We start from the raw sequence: 18,069 nt of genomic DNA on the forward strand, positions 1-18,069 counted from the left end.
CCGTCGTACCCGTTTGGGGTTCGGGCCATACCGATGTCAGAGTGCAGGACGTGACCACGACCGTCCCGGGCATTCCGGCCGCGCGCGGCGCATTGGAAGCGCTCGGACCCTCGTTGGACAGCACCCCCATCACTCACATCGAGCGCGTCGAGGCGCGATCGGGGCGGACGGTGCCGTGGCCCGACTGGGTGCCGCGGGAGCTGCGCGACGCCTACGGCTTCGAGCCTTGGGAGCACCAGGCCACCGCTGCGTCGCTCGCTCACGGCGGTCACCACGTCATCGTCGCCACGGGTACGGCGTCCGGCAAGTCCCTCGCGTACCAGCTGCCCGCGCTGACCCGGCTGCTCGACGACCCGCGCGCGACCGTCCTGTACCTGTCACCGACCAAGGCCCTCGCGGCGGACCAGCTCCGGGCGCTGACCCGGCTCGGCCTCGACGGTGTGCGGCCGGCCACATACGACGGTGACACGCCGCGCGAGGAACGCGAGTGGATCCGCCAGCACTCCCGGTTCATCCTGACGAACCCGGACATGCTCCATCACGCACTTCTGCCGGGCCACTCCAGGTGGGCCACCTTCCTGCGCCGTCTCGCGTACGTGGTGATCGACGAGTGCCACACCTACCGGGGAGTGTTCGGCTCCCACGTGTCCCACGTCCTGCGCCGCCTCCGCCGCCTGGCGGCCCAGTACGGCGGCACCCCCACGTTCGTCCTCGCGTCGGCGACCTCGGGCGACCCGGCCGACGCGGCGACCCGGCTGACCGGCCTGCCGGTGACCGCGGTGACCGAGGACGCCTCACCCCGCGGCGCGGTGACCTTCGCGCTGTGGGAGCCGCCGCTGCTGCCGCACGAGGACCCGGACCTCCCCCCGACCCGACGATCGGCACTCTCGGAGACCGCCGACCTGCTGACCGACGCGGTCGTGGCAGGCACCCGAACTCTCGCCTTCGTCCGCTCCCGCCGAGGCGCCGAGGTGGTGGCGACCATGACGCGGCGCTCACTCGACGAGGCGGTGCCGGGCCTGGGCGAGCGCGTGGCGGCGTACCGGGCGGGCTACCTCAAGGAGGACCGCCGGGCGATCGAACGCGCCCTGATGACCGGCGAGCTGCTCGCCCTGGCGTCGACCAACGCCCTCGAACTCGGCGTGGACCTGGTCGGCCTGGACGCGGTGCTGATCTGCGGCTACCCGGGCACCCGCGCATCGCTGTGGCAGCAGGCGGGCCGCGCAGGCCGGGCCGGCGGCGAGGCGCTGGCGGTGCTCGTGGCCCGCGACGATCCGCTGGACACCTATCTGGTGCACCACCCGGACGCACTCTTCGGCCGTCCCGTGGAGGTCACGGTGCTGGACCCGGCCAACCCGTACGTCCTCGGCCCGCAACTGTGCTGCGCGGCCGCCGAGGCGCCGTTACGCCCCGCGGACCTCGCCCTCTTCGGCGGTTCTCCGGCCCAGGAAGCGGTCGACGGCCTCGTCCGGTCGGGAGCCCTGCGAAAACGCCCGACAGGCTGGTACTGGACCCGCCATGGGCGTCCCGAGGTCGACCTGCGCGGCACGGGCGGCGCCCCGGTCGCGGTGGTGGAGTCAGCAACAGGCCGCCTGCTCGGCACGGTGGACCAGGGCTCATCCCACGCCATGCTGCACCCGGGCGCGGTCTACTTGCATCAGGGAATCTCCTATCTGGTAGATGACCTGGATCTCGAGGACGCGGTGGCCCTGGTCCACGCGGCGGAACCGGACTGGTCGACCCACGCGCGCGACGTCACGGACCTGTCGGTGGTCTCGGTCCGCGAGTACGTCGACGCCGGCCCGGTCGGCTTGTTCCTGGGCTCGGTGGACGTGACCAGCCAGGTGGTATCGTACCAGCGCCGCCGGCTGGGCACCGGAGAGGTGCTCGACACCCGCCCGCTGGACCTGCCCGCCCGCGAACTCCGTACCGTCGCGGTCTGGTTCACGATCTCCCCGCAGGCACTCCAGGCCGCTGGGGTGGCACCGGCTGACGTACCGGGTGCGTTGCATGCGGCGGAGCATGCAGGCATCGGCCTCCTGCCGCTGATCGCCACGTGCGACCGCTGGGACATCGGGGGGTTGTCGACGGCGAACCACATGGACACGCAGAGCCCTACGGTGTTCGTCTACGACGGGCATCCGGGTGGGGCGGGCTTCGCGGAGCGGGCGTATGGCACCGCGTCAGCCTGGCTCCGGGCCACGCGCGAGGCTGTGGCGTCGTGTGGGTGCGAGGCGGGGTGCCCATCGTGCGTGCAGTCGCCGAAGTGCGGTAACGGCAACAATCCGCTCGACAAGGCGAAGGCGGTCGCTGTGTTGGATGTGGTGCTGGGTGCCTTGCCGGGGGTCTTGAGCGGCCGTCCCTGAACCGGGCGGGTCCGCCCGGTGGCCCTTTACCGAGCGACTCCCCGTCCCTCCACTGGGCCCGCTCGTGCGGCGGCTTTTGCTTGCATCGTCAGGCCGGGCAGCGGCGTCACCGGCGTCACGACCTCCACGACGATCTCCAGTCCCTCGAGCCGGCAGGAGACCATCCGGCCACCGTTGGCCGATACGAGATCGGCCGCCCGGCCGCAAGCGGGCTGTAGCCCTTCGATCGCCCGCACAGCCCCGGCCAGCGCCCCGAGATCGGCTGCCGTACGCGCGTGGTGCCGTCCCACCCGAGCCGCACCGACAGCCGCGCCGGCCACCCCACCGGCGACCAGGACGAGCCCGACGGCGAGCACGAACACCGACCCGGCGCCACGGTCGTTGTTCACGGGATGCCGGCCGGTTCGCGGGCGGCCACGGCCGTCGCACCTACGGTCATCATCGGTAGGTGCCCACCGAGGACCGGCACTCTCGCGCGTACTTCGACGGTCACGGTTTCTTGACCCTCGACCACCCTCACCTCCGCGCCCGGGGGGCCGATCTGACCGGCATTCTCCGCGCCCGGCCCACCGCGGCCGGCAACGATGGCACCTTCACGGGCAGCGTCGACGCAGCGGCCCTGGGTGGTGACGGCTACGACCGCTGTGAGGCCGGCGAAGAGCAGCAGCATGAGCGCCGGCAGCCCGGCCGCCAGCTCGGCCGTGAAGGATCCCCGATCCCGTCCCTGACACCGGGAGCGCAGGGCGTACCGGCTGCGTCCAGGCTGCCGGCGCGGCGTCACTTCAGGGCCTCGGTGATCACTCTGGTCAGAGACTGCGCGACGCCGGGGCTGGTCAGGACCTTGAGCAGCACCCCCGCGAAGGCTACGGCGGCGAGGGTGCCGACCGCGTACTCCGCCGTGTTCATTCCTTGGTCGGCTTGGGGCCCGGTGAGGCGGGCGATGAGTCGGTGCATGGGGACTCCTAAATGTCGTGTGTTGTCACGGAACGTCGCCGCGAGGGCGACCAGCACCGGTCCACAGACCGGCGAGCTTGGCGATTCACAGCACGTCGCCGAGGACGGCGATGACCACCGGCACCAGGCCGGCGAGCAGGAAGGCCGGCAGGAAGCACACTCCCAGCGGAAGGACGATCAGCACTCCAGCACGGCGAGCGGCCGCCTCAGCCGCGATCGCCCGGTCGGCGCGCAGGTCTTCGGCGAGCCGGGTGAACGCTCCCGCCAGAGCCCCGCCACTCGCGCTGGACCGCACCGCCGCCGCGACCAGCCGCCCGGCGCCCGGTACGCCGGCGATGTGCGCCCATGCCTCCGGCGGGTCGGCGCCCAGCCGTAGGGCCCGCCCGATCCGCGCGAGCCGCTCCCCCAGCGGACCACTCAACGCCTCGGCGACGGCGGACACGGCACGGTCGACCGGCGCCCCGGCGCGCAGAGCTGCCGCCAGAAGGTCAGCGCTGAGCGGCAGGTCCGCCTGAGCCCGGGCGCGCGCGGCTCGAACGGCGGCGGGCTCTTGATTCTTCAACCACCGGCTCATCCCGTACGCGATGAGCAGCGCAGGCGGAACGCCCCACCAATGCCCGACGTACCAGGCGACCGCGGCACCGCAGACACACGCCAGGAGTATGCGGCGGATCATGCGACTCCCTCCCGCGCACGTGACACCGAGGCCGTCAGGGCGCTGAGGTCGGCACGGAGGGGGCAGGGCACGGCCATCGCGGGGTCTGGCGTGCGAGCGGCGTGCAGAAGCGCGACGAGGCAACAAGGCTGGAGCGGGACCTGAACCGGGCCGCCGGTTCGCAGAATCGACTCGGCACCACAGGTCGAGGTACTCATCGGCGCCGCCCGACTCGCTTCGGTGCGGGCTGCTGCCGAGCCGCGAGCATCGACCGTCGGCGACCAGGTTCACTGTGCAGCGCGGACGTTGGCTCGGCAGCGGAACGGGTCGGCGGAGGGCGCCGGTCGGAAGGTCCGTTCGTGAGGCGGTCCGCCCACAGCAAGCCGGCGACCTGTAACCCGACGGCACCGATAGCGCAGGCCGCGCCCGCCGGCGTGTGGAGCAGGACGTGCAGGGGGTCGACGCCGATGCCGTACCCGAGCGCGATGCCGCCGAGTGGCAGCGCCGCCAGCAGGACGGCGGTCGCCTGAGCCCCAGCGGCCTGGGCGGCGGCGGTTGCGGCGGCCCGGTCGGCGGCGCGGGCGTCAGCTTCGATGCGTTCGATGAGGTCAGCCGTCGGAGCGCCCGTACGCTCCGAGAGCCGGCCCGCCGCTGCCGTCAGTTCGCCGAGCCGCCCACCGATCGTCGCCGTTGCCCGCGGAAGGCCGGCGCGCAGGTCAGCAGCCAGCGCGCCGAGCTCGTCCAAGTCCCGTGCCCGAACTTCGGCGGACCGCCGGCGCGCGGCGTGGCGGGCGAGCGCACGGGCGCCCAGCATCGCGTAGGCGAAGGCGATCAACGCGGCGACCGGGCCACCGAGGAGAGCGCCGACGAGCACCGCCGACGTCCCGGTGAAGGCGACGAAGCGTCGCGGCGAGCGAACCATGAACGCACCGGCAGCGGCGAGGTTCACCGGCCGGGACGGCAGGGCGAGCCGACGCAGCCCGCGCCGCGCCGGCCAGACGGCAACCATCGCAGCCGTCGCGAGCAGGACTGCCGCCAAGAACCAGGGCCCAGGCGTCATCGCGGCAACCTCGGCACCGGAGAGACGTGCATGCTCCGATCGGCCGCCGCCGGAGGGACGTGCATGCTGCGATCGGCCGCCACGGGCAGGACGTTCACGCCGCGGACGGCCAGCACGGGCGGGACGTGCATGCCGCGATCGGCCAGGAGGCGGCCGAGGGTCGGCGCGCCCGGGCCGGGTCCTCGGTCTCGCTGCCAAGCCGGGACGACCGTGGCGAGATGGTGCTCCCCCGTCGGAAGCAGCACCCCGATCGAGTCCAGAACGCGCCCGCCCGCTTGTCGCCGTACCTGAAGAATCACCTGCAGGGCGGCGACGACCTGGGCGTGCAAGGCCGCCCTGGGCAGCCCGCCGAGCAGTCCCAGCGCCTCGAGCCGGGCCGGGACGTCGGCCAGCGTGTTGGCATGCAGCGTGCCGGCGCCTCCTTCGTGCCCGGTGTTCAGGGCGCCGAGCAGATCCACGACCTCCGCGCCCCGGCACTCGCCCACGACCAGGCGGTCCGGTCGCATGCGCAGCGCCTGGCGCAGCAGATCGGTGAGGCTGACCGCGCCGGCGCCCTCGACGTTCGATGTCCGCGTCTGCAGGGCCACCAGGTGGGGGTGCGCCGGCCGCAGCTCGGCCGCGTCCTCGACCAGGACGATCCGCTCGGTCGCCGGCACCATGCCCAGCAGCGTGCCGAGCAGGGTCGTCTTTCCGGAGCCCGTACCGCCGACGACCAGGTAAGCCAGCCGCGCCTCCACCACTGCCGCGAGCAGTGGACCGATCTGCGGCGGCACAGTTCCACATCGGACGAGGTCAGCGAGCGTGAACGGCCGCTGCCGAAAGGTACGCAACGACAGGTACGGCCCCGACGTGGCGACCGGCGGCAACACCGCGTGCAGCCTGGTGCCGTCGGGCAGGTACGCGTCCGCGTAGGGCCGGCCATCGTCGAGGCGGCGCCCACAACTGGCGGCGAGCCGCTGAGCCAGCCGGCGAACCTCGTCGGGATGACCGAACGACAAGGACGTGCGGAGCAGCCCCGCGCCACGGTCGACCCACACCTCCGTACCGTTGACGAGCACGTCCGTGACCTCGGCGTCGGCCAGCAACGACGCCAGCGGGCCGGCGCCGACCAGATCGTGGCGTACCCGGTCGGCAAGTCGCCGCACGGCGGTGTCGCCGAGCAGGGAGACCGACGAATCCTCTTTCACCGCGGTCACCACGGCCGCGGCGGTCGGATTCACGCCTTCGACCGCGAACCGGTGCCGCACCTTCTCCGTGATGCCCGGACCCGTCGCCTCAAGCACCGGAGCGCCCGGCGCCGTGCGGATCAAGCACAAGGGACTGTCTTGTCAGGACAGCGAAACAGGCGAACACGGCGACCCCCGGAAGCACGAAGCTGGTGGATAGGTCGCTTACGTTCGCTCGAAGGCCCTCAGCGCCTCAACCGGTCGTGGCCGAGCCTGTGGACAACGAGGACCGCTGTGGAAAACCGACGGCCGCCGTGAGGGTCGTGCGATCCTGTGATCAGCGGAGCAGGCGGAGGCTGCTCAGGGTCTGCGGATGGTCGGACACCACCCGCAGGAAGGCCGGACCGTCGGCCGGCGCCTTCCAAGTCTTCTGCGGGCTCAGCGTGTACGTCGCGGACCCGTGCGGCGGCAGGCTCTGCGGCCCGGCGTCGACCTTCCAATACTCGGCGATCGTGACGTCCGTGGCGACCGCGAAGTGCGGCGTGATCGAGCCGGAGGAGCGGTTGATCACCTGCACCGTCAACGTCCGTACGGGCTGGCTCCGGGAGACCGCGCTCGGGACGCGCAGATCGAGCGGCTGCGGAGTGGCCACGGCGACCGCGACGCATGCGACGGCCGGCAGGAACAGCGCAGCTGTCGCGAGGACGCCGACGATTCGGGCCCGGCCGGCAGGCAGGTTCGCCGCCGACTGTCCGCCCAGCCGCCCCGGAATGCGGAAACGGTGAGCGCCCGCGAAGTCGCTGCGGGTGGTGGTGACCAGCGCGACGATCCACAGCGGCATGGTCAGCACCCAGTAGCCGTCCTGGGAACGGGTGGACACCATGAACACCAGCCAAGGCAAGACCACCGCGGCCGGCCCGAGCGTGCGCAGGTGTACGGCGAATGTGATCAGCAGGGCAACCAGCAGCAACATCGACGCGTGGCCGTAGAAGTCGAGGGCCCCGCTGCCACCGATCACGTACGAGGACAGGCCCATGATCCCCTGCCCGTGCGGAACCGCGTGCTGCAGCATCGGCTCGAGGATGCCGGTCAGCCACGCTTGCGGGGAGGTCGCGATGAACCAGGCGCTGACAAGGACGAACACGCTCAGTGCGACGACCACGTAGCGCGCCACTACCGCGATCGCTGCCCGGAGCGGCATCTCGCCGCGACGCAGCACCACCAGGCCGACCGTGAGGAAGAGCGCGACGAACCATCCGAGCTGGTGGGTGGAGCAGGCCAGGCCGAGGGCGACCGCGCGGAGGATGCCGCCGCGGCCCAGTCGGCCGCCGCGGCCGATCGCGGTCCAGCCCCAGACCGCCAGGCAGAGGAACGGCAGTGCGATCAATGACGGGTATGCGTTGTTCGCGTACGAAGTCAGCGTGCCAAGACCGAGAACGCCCAGGGTGGCCAGCGGCCGCAACGGCGTGGGAGCCGCCAGAAAGATCAGGGCGGCGGTGGCCAGCAGGGCGAGCCACGCGACGACCACGATGCCGGGGACCGAGGGCAGGAGCCGCTGCGCCAGGGCGCCCAGCTCGGCGCCGAACGGCGGATAGCCGAAGTCGTACACGGTGCGCCCGTCCATCAACTGTGTCGGCAGGACGGGGTCGATGCCGGTCCAGGCGCTCAGGTACGGGTTGTGACCGGCCGCCAGACTCCGCGTGGCGCCGTCCATGAGCATGCCCTCGTCGACGGTGATCGCCTTCTCACCGATCAGGCTGGGCCACCCGCCGATCACTTTGACGGCCATGGCGGTGCCGAGGACGGCCACGTCGAGGCGGGCGAGCGACCTGCTGCTGGACAGGCAGAGGGCCAGGATCGCCGCTATCAGCATCACCAGATACGCGCAGGTCAGCGCGAACGCCAGCCCAGGCCGGGTGAGAGCGTGGGCGTTCCAGAAGGCCCGGGTGCCCACGACCAGGCCCATGATCGCGGCCAGGGTGAGGCCCCGATGCAACCACCGGACCATCCCCGCCTCGCCGGCGTCCGGCCTCGCCCGCTCGACGAGCTTTTCAGGCGGCTGGCGCACAGCGCTGGCCGACGGCCCAGCGTCGACCCGCACGCCCGTGCCGACTGGAACGTCGGCATCGACCCGCGCATCAGTGCTGGCCCGTAAGCCAGTCTCGATCGGCAGGTCAGAGTCGGCCGGCATGTCGACCGTGGACCGGCCAGCAACGTCATGAGCCATCGAACGGATGATACTTGTCGCTGACCAGCGAGCTCCCCGCTTGGTGCAGACCAGCCGTAGCCCGCGCTTGATCCAGAACGACTTTTGTCCGCACTTGATCAGAGCCGGCGTACACAGTTGATGATCACGGCGCTGAGTTGAGGCCACTGAGGATGCGGCGGCAGAGGTCCGCCAGGGGGCCGCGGCCTCCCGCGGCGGGTGGCTGGCCCTCCTCGAGCCCTTGGCAGAGCGTTTGCTCGGGCCGCAATGAGCCGGCCAGCGGAAGTCCTAACGATCTGGCCACCTCGCGGGCCCGTAAACGCCCCGGTGCCGGGCCGCGGACCACCACGGAGAGTTGCGGGCAGTGCTGCTGGGCCGCCGCTGCCACCCGTGCCGCCGATGCGGTCGCGCGGAGCTCTGCCGGGACGATCAAGATTGCCTGGTCCGCGGCCGCGAGGGCGATGGTTGCGGCGTCGTCGAGGTGGCGAGGTACGTCCACCACGGTCAGGTCGCGGTTCTCGCGTGCGGCACGCATCGTGACGGCCATGGCCTCGGGCGGCACTCCCGGAAGGCTGTCTCGGGAGAACGACAGGAGAACCAGGTCGCCCTGGTGCGGGAGTGCCTTGAGCAGGGCGGACGGATCGGCGTGAGCGCCCGCCTCGGCAAGCGCAGGCCAGCGCAGACCTTCGACCTGCTCCCACCCCAGCACGAGATCCAGGCCGCCGCCGAGGGGATCCGCATCCAGGAGGAGCGTACGGAGGCCCTCGTGCACCGCGGTGACGGCGAGGCCGCCGGCAAGGGTGCTCGCGCCGGCGCCGCCCCGGCCGCCCAGGACCGCGAGGATGCGGCCGGCCGGGGGCGGCTCGTCGGGGGCGGCGGTGGCGAACCGGTCGACCAGCCAAGGTTCGGCGGCCGGAAGCATGGCCACGTGCTCGGCGCCGAGCGGCTGGGCAACCTCCCATGCCTCGTGCACGATCGGTTCGTGGCCGGCCACGACCACGCGGGGGCGGCGCGGGAGGCGGGCGCGTAGACAGGCGACGGCTTGGTCTGCGCCGATCAGGACCACGGGCGCGCCGAGGTAGCGGTCGCGGGCCGCGATGGGGTCCGCCGCCACGTCGATCTCGGTGCCGCCGGCGGCGGCGAGCCGGACCAGGTCGTCGAGCAGCTCCGGGTCGGCGGTCACGACCAGCGGCAATGAGGTACGGGCGGACATCAGGACTCCAGCGGGACGGGTCGGCGAGCGATGAGGACGGCGGAGGCGGACGGGCCGGCGCGGTGAGGGGGCGAGGAAAGCGGACGCGGACGGGAGGGAGCGGCAGGAGGAGCAGCAGCAGCAGCAGGAGGAGGAGGAGGAGGAGGAGGAGGAGGAGGAGGAGGAGGAGGAGCGGAGACGGGGATGACGGCGGCGGGGGCGGTGGAGGTGGCGTCTACCGTCTCGGTCTGGCTGGGTGGGTTCAAGGGGCGATCGGCGGCCTGTGGACGAGCCACCGGGCTGTGGACAACCCCCTCACCCGGGGCTGATCTGCTACGCGGAGCGCCGGGTGGGGGCGTAGCTGACTTGGGCGAGTGGATGGTGCTGACGTTGGGTATGTTGGTGCCGACACGACCGATGGAGTTGGCATGGAGAACCCGATACGGAGCGAGGTCGGCGAGGACGGCATCGCCCAAGTCACCGTGTACGGGGAGATTGACTTCTCCAATTCCGACGAGGTCGCCCAGGCGATCCGGGACGTGGTCGACGAGGGGTCGCCCCCGGAGATTCGGGTCGAGCTGGCCGAGGCCACGTTCATCGATTCCACCGGGCTCGGTGCACTGATCGAGGGCTATCGGGCGGCGACGCAGGCGGAGTGCCGCTTCGTTGTGATGAACCCGAGCCCCAACTTCCGCCGGGTGCTGTCGGTGACCGGTTTGTGCGAGCTGTTCGGCATACCCGAGGAAGAAGAGTCGGCCGGCCTCAGCCAGGCCACCGGCGCCTGACCCGCCAGCGAGCCCGCCAAGCGAGCCCGAGCGGCCCGCTCAAAAAAGTCACGCCGGACCACCGTCTCAGCCCGGATTGTCGCGTCCCCTCAGAGCGACCCGGCACCGCCTCGCGTGTGCGCGGGCAGCACCCTCCCCACCGCCGTACCGTAAATTCCGCCGGAAGTGAGCAAATAAAGAACGACCCCCGTCGGGGGTGACGGGGGTCGTCCGAGGATTCGGCTCAGGGGGGGCGAGCCGAATCGGCTCGGCGATCGCGGGGGGCGCAACCACCGAGAAACCTTGCGGGAAAGGCGACTGCCAAAGGCAAGCAGACGACAACATGAATCCCAGTCGCAACACAAGCATGCCTCAGTACCGCGCCACCGTCGAGTACCCACCGTCACGAGAAACCCCACAAACCCGGTTCGGGTGCGACTTGCGGCTACACTTTCGGCCCGTGGGCCCGAGCGCCGCGTTCTTCGACCTCGACAAGACCGTCATCGCCAAGTCCAGTGCGCTGGCCTTCGGACGGCCGTTCTACCGCGATGGGCTGATCAGCCGGCGGGACGTCGTGAAGTCGGCCTACGCGCAGCTGATGTTCCGGCTTGGAGGCGCCGACGAGCACACCATGGCGCGCACCCGTGACTATCTGGCCGCGCTCTGCAAGGGGTGGAAGGTCGAGCAGGTTCGGCAGATCGTCGCGGAGACCCTGGAAGAGCTCATCAATCCCTACGTGTACGCCGAAGCCGCCATCCTCATCGGCGAGCATCAGGCGGCCGGCCGGGACGTCGTGCTGGTCTCCGCCTCGGGCGACGAGATGGTGCGTCCGATCGGCGCGCTGCTCGGGGTGACCGACGTGATCGCCACGCGAATGGGGATCGTCGACGGGCGCTACAGCGGCGAGGTGGAGTTCTACGCGGCCGGGCCCAGCAAGGTTGCCGGGGTGCGCGAGCTCGCCGCCGGGCGGGGGTACGACCTTGCGGAGTGTTACGCCTATTCGGATTCGAACAGTGACCTGCCGCTGCTGGAGGCGGTGGGGCATCCGAGTGTGGTGAACCCGGACCGCGCGCTGCGGCGGGTGGCGCTGGAGCGCTCGTGGCCGGTGCTGGAATTCCGCCATCCGGTGCCGCTGGGCCGTCGGCTGCGGGATCGTCCTGCCGTCCCGGTGGCCGCCGCCGCTCTCGGGGTGGGTGTGGGCGTGGCGATCGGGATAGCGCTGTACGGCCGCCACCGCCGCATGCGCGCCGCGCCGGCATAAAGCATAGAGGACTGTCACCGGCAAGGGTCTGACTAATCACCGTTCGTAGCCTTTGCCCTGGTGATCAAGGGCGCGGCGGCGTAGAAAGAACACGCGGGACCGCGAGAAACACCGAAGGGTTCCGTGCACGGCCACCGGGAACCCACGCGCGATCAGCCACGGCAGGCACGTTGCGGCGGGACCCACCAGGTATACCGGCGGGACTGTCGACAACGACCCAGGTGCACGCTTGATAACCCGGTCGGACGCGCAAGCGGCGGCGCCTCATCAGTGAGGCGCCGTCCTTACTTTTCCGCTCAGACCGTCGCGGCCAGGTGGCGGTTGCGAAGCTCGTGATAGACCGCGCGGAACAATTGCGGCCGGCGGTGGAAGTCCACGCCCTGCGCCCACAGCTCGGTGTTGACCGTCGACCCCTCGCGGCGCTCGATCAGGACGGTCATGCCGCCCTGCAGCTCCCAGTGGCCGATCTTGTTGGTGTGCCGGTGCAGGCGGACGTGGGCGATCTCGTCCCAGCGCATCGTGCGCGAGCGCAGGAGGCCGCGGATGCGCAGCGCCTCCGGGCTGACGTAGACGCCCATCTCGAGGATGCGCCAGCCGCCGAGCACCCAGACCACCGCCATGAGCAACGCGAGGATGCGTACGCCGACGCCGGTCAGCTCGAAAAGCCCGATGCTCGCCCAGCCCAGCAGCCCGAATGCCACCGCCTCCCAGCCGATGACCAGCCAGCGGCCGGTTCCCGGCGAGTAGGGGCGAACCCAGTCGTCTCCCACTCGCACGAGTATGCCAACCGAACCAGGGACCAAAGGAACAATCCGCCCGACCGAGGCGTCATTTGCCTGAAGGTGCCAGCACCTCATCGGCCACCCGAACCAACTCGTCCGTGCCGGCCGACACGGCCGCGGCGTAGTGCCGCAGCCACGAGCGGACGCCGTCGGGGGTTCCGGTCGCGTACGCGCCGGCTGAGCCGACGTACTCGGGCTCGCGGTCCAGGTGCCCTTGCTCAACCCCGACCAGGCCGCGGATGTCGAAGCCCCGCGAGACGAGGGTGAGCCGGGCAGCGGCGCGGGCCACCACGCCTGCCGGGCCGGCGAACGGGCGGAGCGTCAGCAGCTCGGCGTGCACGATCGCGGCCAGCAGCAGCGGCGGCGTCCTCTCGTTGCCGGCGACCAGCTTGGCCAGCGCGTCGATCCGCTCGGCCCCGGACACCAGCCGGCCCAGCTCGGCGTCCGCGACGGTTCCGCGTGCCGCCAGCACGTGCAGCCGGGCCAGCACCTGGCGGGGAGCCCGCGGCCAGAGGGCGGCGAGGCCGTCGAGCGCTTCGGAGACCCGCAGCGCGCCCTGCACGACCGGGTCGGTGATCGTGCCCGCCCGGACGGCGGCCAGGTCGTAGCGGTGGTCCTCGAGGGCCGCGCTCGCGACGGCGGCGCGCAGGCCGATCTCCGCGGCCACCTGGCCGCCGTTGCGTCGCAGGGCACGGTGCCGCAGCGCGGTGTCCACGCCGGTGCGGGCGTCGGTGAAGGCCTGCTCGATGTCGGCGAGGGTGAGCAGGGAGGCCAGCGGATCGTTCGTCACGCGCCTAACTTAGCCGGAAAACGGGCCGACCCCTGGGCTGCGCGTACGGGCTCGGAAGTGGCAAGATTCGCGCAGTACCGATCACGCCGCGCGCAATCCTCGCTCGGGACGGTCGTCGGAACTAGTGTTCACCATTAAAGAGAGCAGAGGAGCCGCCCTCATGAGTGAGACGCTGGAGAACCTGTATTCGGAGACGCGGCAGTTCCCGCCGCCGGCCGAGCTCGCCGCCGCGGCGAACATCAAGGCCGAGGCGTACGAGCAGGCCGGCGCGGACCGGCTGGCGTACTGGGAGGAGCAGGCCCGGCGGCTGACCTGGGCCAAGCCCTGGGACCAGGTGCTGGACTGGTCCAACCCGCCGTTCGCCAAGTGGTTCGTCGGCGGCGAGCTCAACATCGCGTACAACTGCGTCGACCGGCACGTCGAGGCCGGCCACGGCGACAAGGTCGCGATCCACTGGGAGGGCGAGCCGGGCGACACCCGCGCGATCACGTACGCCGACCTGCTCAAGAGCGTGAGCCAGGCGGCGAACACGCTGACCGAGCTCGGCGTCACGGCCGGCGACCGGGTAGCGATCTACCTGCCGATGATCCCGGAGGCCGCGGTCGCGATGCTGGCCTGCGCCCGGATCGGCGCGCTGCACAGCGTGGTCTTCGGCGGCTTCTCGGTCGACGCGCTGGCCACCCGCATCCAGGACGCGGACTGCAAGGTGGTGATCACCGCGGACGGCGGTTACCGCCGGGGCAAGCCGTCGGCCCTCAAGCCGACCGTCGACGAGGCCGTCGCGCAGTGCCCGAGCATCGAGCACGTGCTGGTCGTCCGCCGTACGGGCGAGGACGTGGCCTGGGGCGACAAGGACCTGTGGTGGCACGAGACGGTCGAGCAGGCGAGCGACCAGCACGAGCCGCGGGCGTTCGACTCCGAGCACCCGCTGTTCATCCTCTACACCTCGGGCACGACCGGTAAGCCGAAGGGCATCCTGCACACCACCGGCGGCTACCTGACCCAGACGTCGTACACGCACCACGCCGTGTTCGACCTCAAGCCGGAGACCGACGTCTACTGGTGCACCGCCGACATCGGCTGGGTCACCGGGCACTCGTACATCGTCTACGGACCGCTCTCCAACGGCGCCACCCAGATCATGTACGAGGGGACCCCGGACACCCCCCACAAGGGACGGTTCTGGGAGATCGTCGACAAGTACAAGGTGACCATCCTCTACACCGCGCCGACACTCATCCGCACGATGATGAAGTGGGGCGACGACATCCCGGCCAAGTACGACCTGTCCTCGCTGCGCCTGCTCGGCAGCGTGGGTGAGCCGATCAACCCCGAGGCCTGGATGTGGTATCGCGCGAACGTCGGGCGCGAGAAGGCCCCCATCGTGGACACGTGGTGGCAGACCGAGACCGGCGCGATCATGATCTCCCCGCTGCCCGGTGTCACCAGCACCAAGCCCGGCTCCGCGATGACCCCGCTGCCGGGCATCTCCGCGGACGTCGTCGACGACGCGGCGGAGTCGGTGCCCGACGGCGGCGGCGGTTTCCTGGTGCTGCGCGAGCCGTGGCCGTCGATGCTGCGCACGATCTGGGGCGACGACCAGCGCTTCATCGACACGTACTGGTCGCGCTTCGGCAAGGGCGCCGGCTCCGGCGACGACTGGGTCTACTTCGCCGGCGACGGCGCGAAGAAGGACGAGGACGGCGCGCTCTGGCTGCTGGGCCGGGTCGACGACGTGATGCTGGTGTCCGGCCACAACATCTCGACGACGGAGGTCGAATCGGCGCTGGTGTCGCACCCGTCGGTGGCCGAGGCGGCCGTCGTGGGCGCGACCGACGCGACGACCGGGCAGGCGATCGTGGCGTTCACAATCCCGCGGGGCAATGTGGACACGGCGGGCGAGGCGGGCGAGAAGCTCATCCAGGATCTGCGTACCCACGTGGCCAAGAAGCTGGGCCCGATTGCCAAGCCGCGGCAGATCATGCTGGTGGCGGAGCTGCCCAAGACCCGCTCCGGCAAGATCATGCGACGGCTGCTGCGGGACGTGGCCGAGAACCGGTCGCTGGGCGACGTCACGACCCTCCAGGACTCCACGGTGATGGACCTGATCTCCTCCGGAATGCAAGAGGCCAAGTCCGAAGACTGAGATATTCATCTATGAACGGCGGCAGATCTGCGATCGTAGGGATCTGCCGCCGTTTCATGTGGACGGTCCATTTTCCGCCATTTGCCGGTATTTGCATTATGCCCCATCCATAATGCGTAACCATCCCCGAACAATCCGTGTGGCCCCTTCCGATACATCGGTGGGTTTGCATACGTTCACCTGAGCTCCGAATCCGGGGCGGTTCACCGCCGTCGCTGTACCCCAGCGCGCGGTTATGCCAACGGAGGTAAACGTAGTGCGCAAGGTGGTCGTGGGACTGCTCGGCGCCGTGATGGTCACCAGCGTCGGGATGTCACTCCCGGCCGGTGCCCTCGCAGCACCGCCGGTCGATCCGATGCCGGCGGCCAAGGCCGACACGGCTCAAGTGGACGATCTGCCCAACCCGCTCGAGGACAAGCGTCGCGCTCTGCGCGAGGAGGCTGTCGCCGACGTCGTGAGCGGCAAGGCGAAACCCATAAAGCGAAACGGCAGCACGGTCGTCAAGGTCGGCCGTACGCAGGGCTCGGGCGTGACCAACCGCAAGGTGGCCAAGTCCGGTACGGACCAGTACGTCGAGGTCAGCCGCGAGCGGACCGACCGGATCTTCGTGATCCTGGCCGAGTTCGGCAACGACCGGCACCCCAGCTTCCCCGACGTGGACAGCGACCCGGCCACCCCGGGCCCGGTGACGTGGGACGGCCCGGTGCACAACAAGATTCCCGCGCCCGACCGCTCGAAGGACAACTCGACGGTGTGGCAGCCCGACTACAACGCCGAGCACTACCGCGACCTGTACTTCGGTGAGGGCGCCGGCAAGGAGTCGGTGAAGACCTACTTCGAGACCCAGTCGTCCGGGCGCTACAGCGTCGACGGCGAGGTCACCGACTGGGTCAAGGTCAACTACAACGAGGCCCGGTACGGCCGCGACTTCTGCGGCGCCCACGTCTGCAACAACACCTGGGCGCTCGTCCGCGACGCCGCAAACAAGTGGGTCGAGGAGCAGAAGGCCGCCGGACGTACCGACGCCCAGGTCGCCGCGGACATGAAGTCGTTCGACCAGTACGACCGCTACGACTTCGACAACGACGGCAACTTCAACGAGCCCGACGGCTACATCGACCACTTCCAGATCGTCCACGCCGGCGGCGACCAGGCCGACGGTGACCCGCAGCAGGGCGAGGACGCGATCTGGAGCCACCGCTGGTACGCGTACGGCACCGACCAGGGCCGCACCGGCCCGACCGGTAACCTGCTCGGCGGCACGCAGATCGGCACCACCGGCATCTGGATCGGCGACTACACCATCCAGCCGGAGAACGGTGGCCTGAGCGTCTTCGCGCACGAGTACACGCACGATCTGGGCCTGCCGGACGACTACGACACCTCGGGCCTCGGCGACAACAACAACGAGCACTGGACCCTGATGGCCCAGAGCCGGCTCAGCGCGGCCGGCGACCAGGCCATCGGCACCCGGCCGGGCGACCTCGGCGCCTGGAACAAGCTGCAGCTCGGCTGGTTCGACTACGAGACCGTGGTCGCGGGTCAGCAGAAGACCCTCAAGCTCGGCCCGCAGGAGTACAACACCTCCAAGGCGCAGGGCGCGGTGGTGGTGCTGCCCGACAAGGAGGTCACCACCGACCTCGGCGCCCCGTTCGCCGGCACCAAGCAGTTCTTCTCCGGCAACGCCGACGACCTCAACAACTCCATGTCGCAGGCGATCGACCTGACCGGCAAGACCACCGCCGCGGTCACGCTCAAGGGCCGGTACAACATCGAGCAGGACTACGACTTCCTGTACTTCGAGGCCTCGACGGACAACGGCGCTACCTGGACCCGCCTGGACGGCACGCTGAACGGCGCGGCGTTCCCGCGGGACGCCAGCAACACGCCGGCCCTCACCGGCAGCACGGCCGGCGCTTGGGCGGACATCGCGGTGCCGCTGAACGCGTACGCGGGCAAGAAGATCACCTTCCGTCTGCACTACCTCACCGACGGTGGCGTGTCCGCGGGCGGCTTCTTCGGTGACGACGTGACGATCACGGCGGACGGCGCGACCGTGCTGGCCGACGGTGCCGAGGGTGCCACCACGTGGGCGCTGGACGGCTTCTCGATCGTCGGGGCGACCTCGTCCAAGAAGTTCGACAACTTCTACATCGCCGGCCACCGCAGCTACGTGTCGTACGACCAGTACCTGAAGACCGGCCCGTACTTCTTCGGCTATCTGCCGACTTTGCCGGACAAGGTGGACCACTACTCCTACCAGGAGGGTCTGCTGATCTCGTACTGGGACACCTCGCAGGTCGACAACAACACCAACGTGCACCCGGGTTCGGGCCGCAACCTGTACATCGATGCGCACCCGGCGCCGTTCTACAACCTGGAAGGGCTGCCGTGGCGGGCCCGCATCCAGGTGTACGACGCCCCGTTCAGCCTGAAGAAGGCGGATTCGTTCACGCTGCACATCAACGGCAAGCCCAGCTACATCAGGGGCCAGGCCGCGCAGCCGCTGTTCAACGACACCGCCAAGTACTTCTACGACGAGCTGCCGAACCATGGCGTCAAGCTTCCGGCGGTCGGCGTCAAGATCAAGGTGCTCGATGTCAACGGCACCTCGATGAAGATCAAGATCAGCTGATCTGGGACATTTGGAACGGCGCTCGGGAAATCTCCCGGGCGCAGTTTCGTTTCGCATAAAGAATTCGTTGCGAAGACTTCCATGCATCTCAC

15 protein-coding genes are annotated in these 18,069 nt (G+C 70.4%); 5 read left to right on the forward strand and 10 right to left on the reverse strand.

The annotated features are described in order from the left end of the window. Positions 1–71 precede the first annotated feature (71 nt). Positions 72–2,366: a DEAD/DEAH box helicase gene (locus tag AB0368_RS05735; RefSeq protein WP_366152914.1), complete on the forward strand. Its 2,295-nt coding sequence runs from the start codon at positions 72–74 to the stop codon at positions 2,364–2,366. A 26-nt stretch (positions 2,367–2,392) separates the two neighbouring features. Here the strand turns inward: AB0368_RS05735 and AB0368_RS05740 are convergent, their stop codons facing one another. The 8 genes from AB0368_RS05740 to ssd all read right to left on the reverse strand — a co-directional run bounded on the left by AB0368_RS05740 (position 2,393) and on the right by ssd (position 9,590). Further along, positions 2,393–2,755, reverse strand: coding sequence for an Rv3654c family TadE-like protein (locus tag AB0368_RS05740; protein WP_366152613.1), 363 nt, complete (start codon positions 2,753–2,755; stop codon positions 2,393–2,395). After that, complete coding sequence (locus AB0368_RS05745; protein ID WP_366152614.1) at positions 2,752–3,147, reverse strand: TadE family protein; 396 nt, start codon at positions 3,145–3,147, stop codon at positions 2,752–2,754. Before AB0368_RS05745 ends, AB0368_RS05740 begins: the two co-directional genes overlap by 4 nt. Then, positions 3,144–3,320: a DUF4244 domain-containing protein gene (locus AB0368_RS05750; protein WP_366152615.1), complete on the reverse strand. Its 177-nt coding sequence runs from the start codon at positions 3,318–3,320 to the stop codon at positions 3,144–3,146. Before AB0368_RS05750 ends, AB0368_RS05745 begins: the two co-directional genes overlap by 4 nt. An 85-nt stretch (positions 3,321–3,405) precedes the next feature. Continuing rightward, complete coding sequence (locus AB0368_RS05755) at positions 3,406–3,996, reverse strand: type II secretion system F family protein (protein ID WP_366152616.1); 591 nt, start codon at positions 3,994–3,996, stop codon at positions 3,406–3,408. Positions 3,997–4,189: 193 nt separating this feature from the next. After that, a complete protein-coding gene (locus AB0368_RS05760) occupies positions 4,190–5,035 on the reverse strand; it encodes a hypothetical protein (RefSeq protein ID WP_366152617.1) in 846 nt (281 codons plus the stop codon). Next, on the reverse strand, positions 5,032–6,294 hold the full coding sequence (locus AB0368_RS05765) for a TadA family conjugal transfer-associated ATPase (RefSeq protein ID WP_366152915.1): 1,263 nt from the start codon (positions 6,292–6,294) through the stop codon (positions 5,032–5,034). The genes AB0368_RS05760 and AB0368_RS05765 overlap by 4 nt, the downstream gene beginning before the upstream one ends. 244 nt (positions 6,295–6,538) lie before the next feature. After that, a complete protein-coding gene (locus AB0368_RS05770) occupies positions 6,539–8,428 on the reverse strand; it encodes a hypothetical protein (RefSeq protein WP_366152618.1) in 1,890 nt (629 codons plus the stop codon). Positions 8,429–8,552: 124 nt separating this feature from the next. Continuing rightward, the gene (ssd, locus tag AB0368_RS05775) at positions 8,553–9,590 is read right to left on the reverse strand and encodes a septum site-determining protein Ssd (protein ID WP_366152916.1); all 1,038 of its coding nucleotides are present in this window, start codon (positions 9,588–9,590) and stop codon (positions 8,553–8,555) included. Positions 9,591–10,027: 437 nt separating this feature from the next. Here ssd and AB0368_RS05780 point away from each other — a divergent pair, with 437 nt between their 5' ends. After that, a complete protein-coding gene (locus AB0368_RS05780) occupies positions 10,028–10,384 on the forward strand; it encodes an STAS domain-containing protein (RefSeq protein WP_366152619.1) in 357 nt (118 codons plus the stop codon). A gap of 439 nt (positions 10,385–10,823) precedes the next feature. Continuing rightward, positions 10,824–11,624, forward strand: coding sequence for an HAD family hydrolase (locus AB0368_RS05785; protein ID WP_366152620.1), 801 nt, complete (start codon positions 10,824–10,826; stop codon positions 11,622–11,624). A gap of 296 nt (positions 11,625–11,920) precedes the next feature. On the opposite strand, the gene AB0368_RS05790 is transcribed toward AB0368_RS05785, so the two are convergent. Then, complete coding sequence (locus AB0368_RS05790; RefSeq protein ID WP_366152621.1) at positions 11,921–12,394, reverse strand: PH domain-containing protein; 474 nt, start codon at positions 12,392–12,394, stop codon at positions 11,921–11,923. A 58-nt stretch (positions 12,395–12,452) separates the two neighbouring features. Then, the gene (locus AB0368_RS05795) at positions 12,453–13,196 is read right to left on the reverse strand and encodes an oxidoreductase (protein WP_366152622.1); all 744 of its coding nucleotides are present in this window, start codon (positions 13,194–13,196) and stop codon (positions 12,453–12,455) included. A gap of 160 nt (positions 13,197–13,356) precedes the next feature. Here AB0368_RS05795 and acs point away from each other — a divergent pair, with 160 nt between their 5' ends. After that, positions 13,357–15,342 (forward strand): acetate--CoA ligase, encoded by a 1,986-nt coding sequence (gene acs / locus AB0368_RS05800; protein ID WP_366152623.1) that lies wholly within the window; start codon positions 13,357–13,359, stop codon positions 15,340–15,342. A 271-nt stretch (positions 15,343–15,613) separates the two neighbouring features. Next, on the forward strand, positions 15,614–17,977 hold the full coding sequence (locus AB0368_RS05805; RefSeq protein ID WP_366152917.1) for an immune inhibitor A domain-containing protein: 2,364 nt from the start codon (positions 15,614–15,616) through the stop codon (positions 17,975–17,977). The last annotated feature ends 92 nt before the right edge of the window (positions 17,978–18,069 follow it).

Origin of the sequence: Actinoplanes sp. NPDC051475 (assembly GCF_040689425.1) — a bacterium.
GTDB lineage: Bacteria > Actinomycetota > Actinomycetes > Mycobacteriales > Micromonosporaceae > Actinoplanes.

What these genes read in the sequence shown, in the direction of transcription:
- AB0368_RS05750 (WP_366152615.1), bottom strand. Translation starts at nt 3,320, where the DNA reads ATGCACCGACTCATCGCCCGCCTCACCGGGCCCCAAGCCGACCAAGGA.
- AB0368_RS05755 (WP_366152616.1), bottom strand. Translation starts at nt 3,996, where the DNA reads ATGATCCGCCGCATACTCCTGGCGTGTGTCTGCGGTGCCGCGGTCGCC.
- AB0368_RS05760 (WP_366152617.1), bottom strand. Translation starts at nt 5,035, where the DNA reads ATGACGCCTGGGCCCTGGTTCTTGGCGGCAGTCCTGCTCGCGACGGCT.
- AB0368_RS05770 (WP_366152618.1), bottom strand. Translation starts at nt 8,428, where the DNA reads ATGGCTCATGACGTTGCTGGCCGGTCCACGGTCGACATGCCGGCCGAC.
- AB0368_RS05780 (WP_366152619.1), top strand. Translation starts at nt 10,028, where the DNA reads ATGGAGAACCCGATACGGAGCGAGGTCGGCGAGGACGGCATCGCCCAA.
- acs (WP_366152623.1), top strand. Translation starts at nt 13,357, where the DNA reads ATGAGTGAGACGCTGGAGAACCTGTATTCGGAGACGCGGCAGTTCCCG.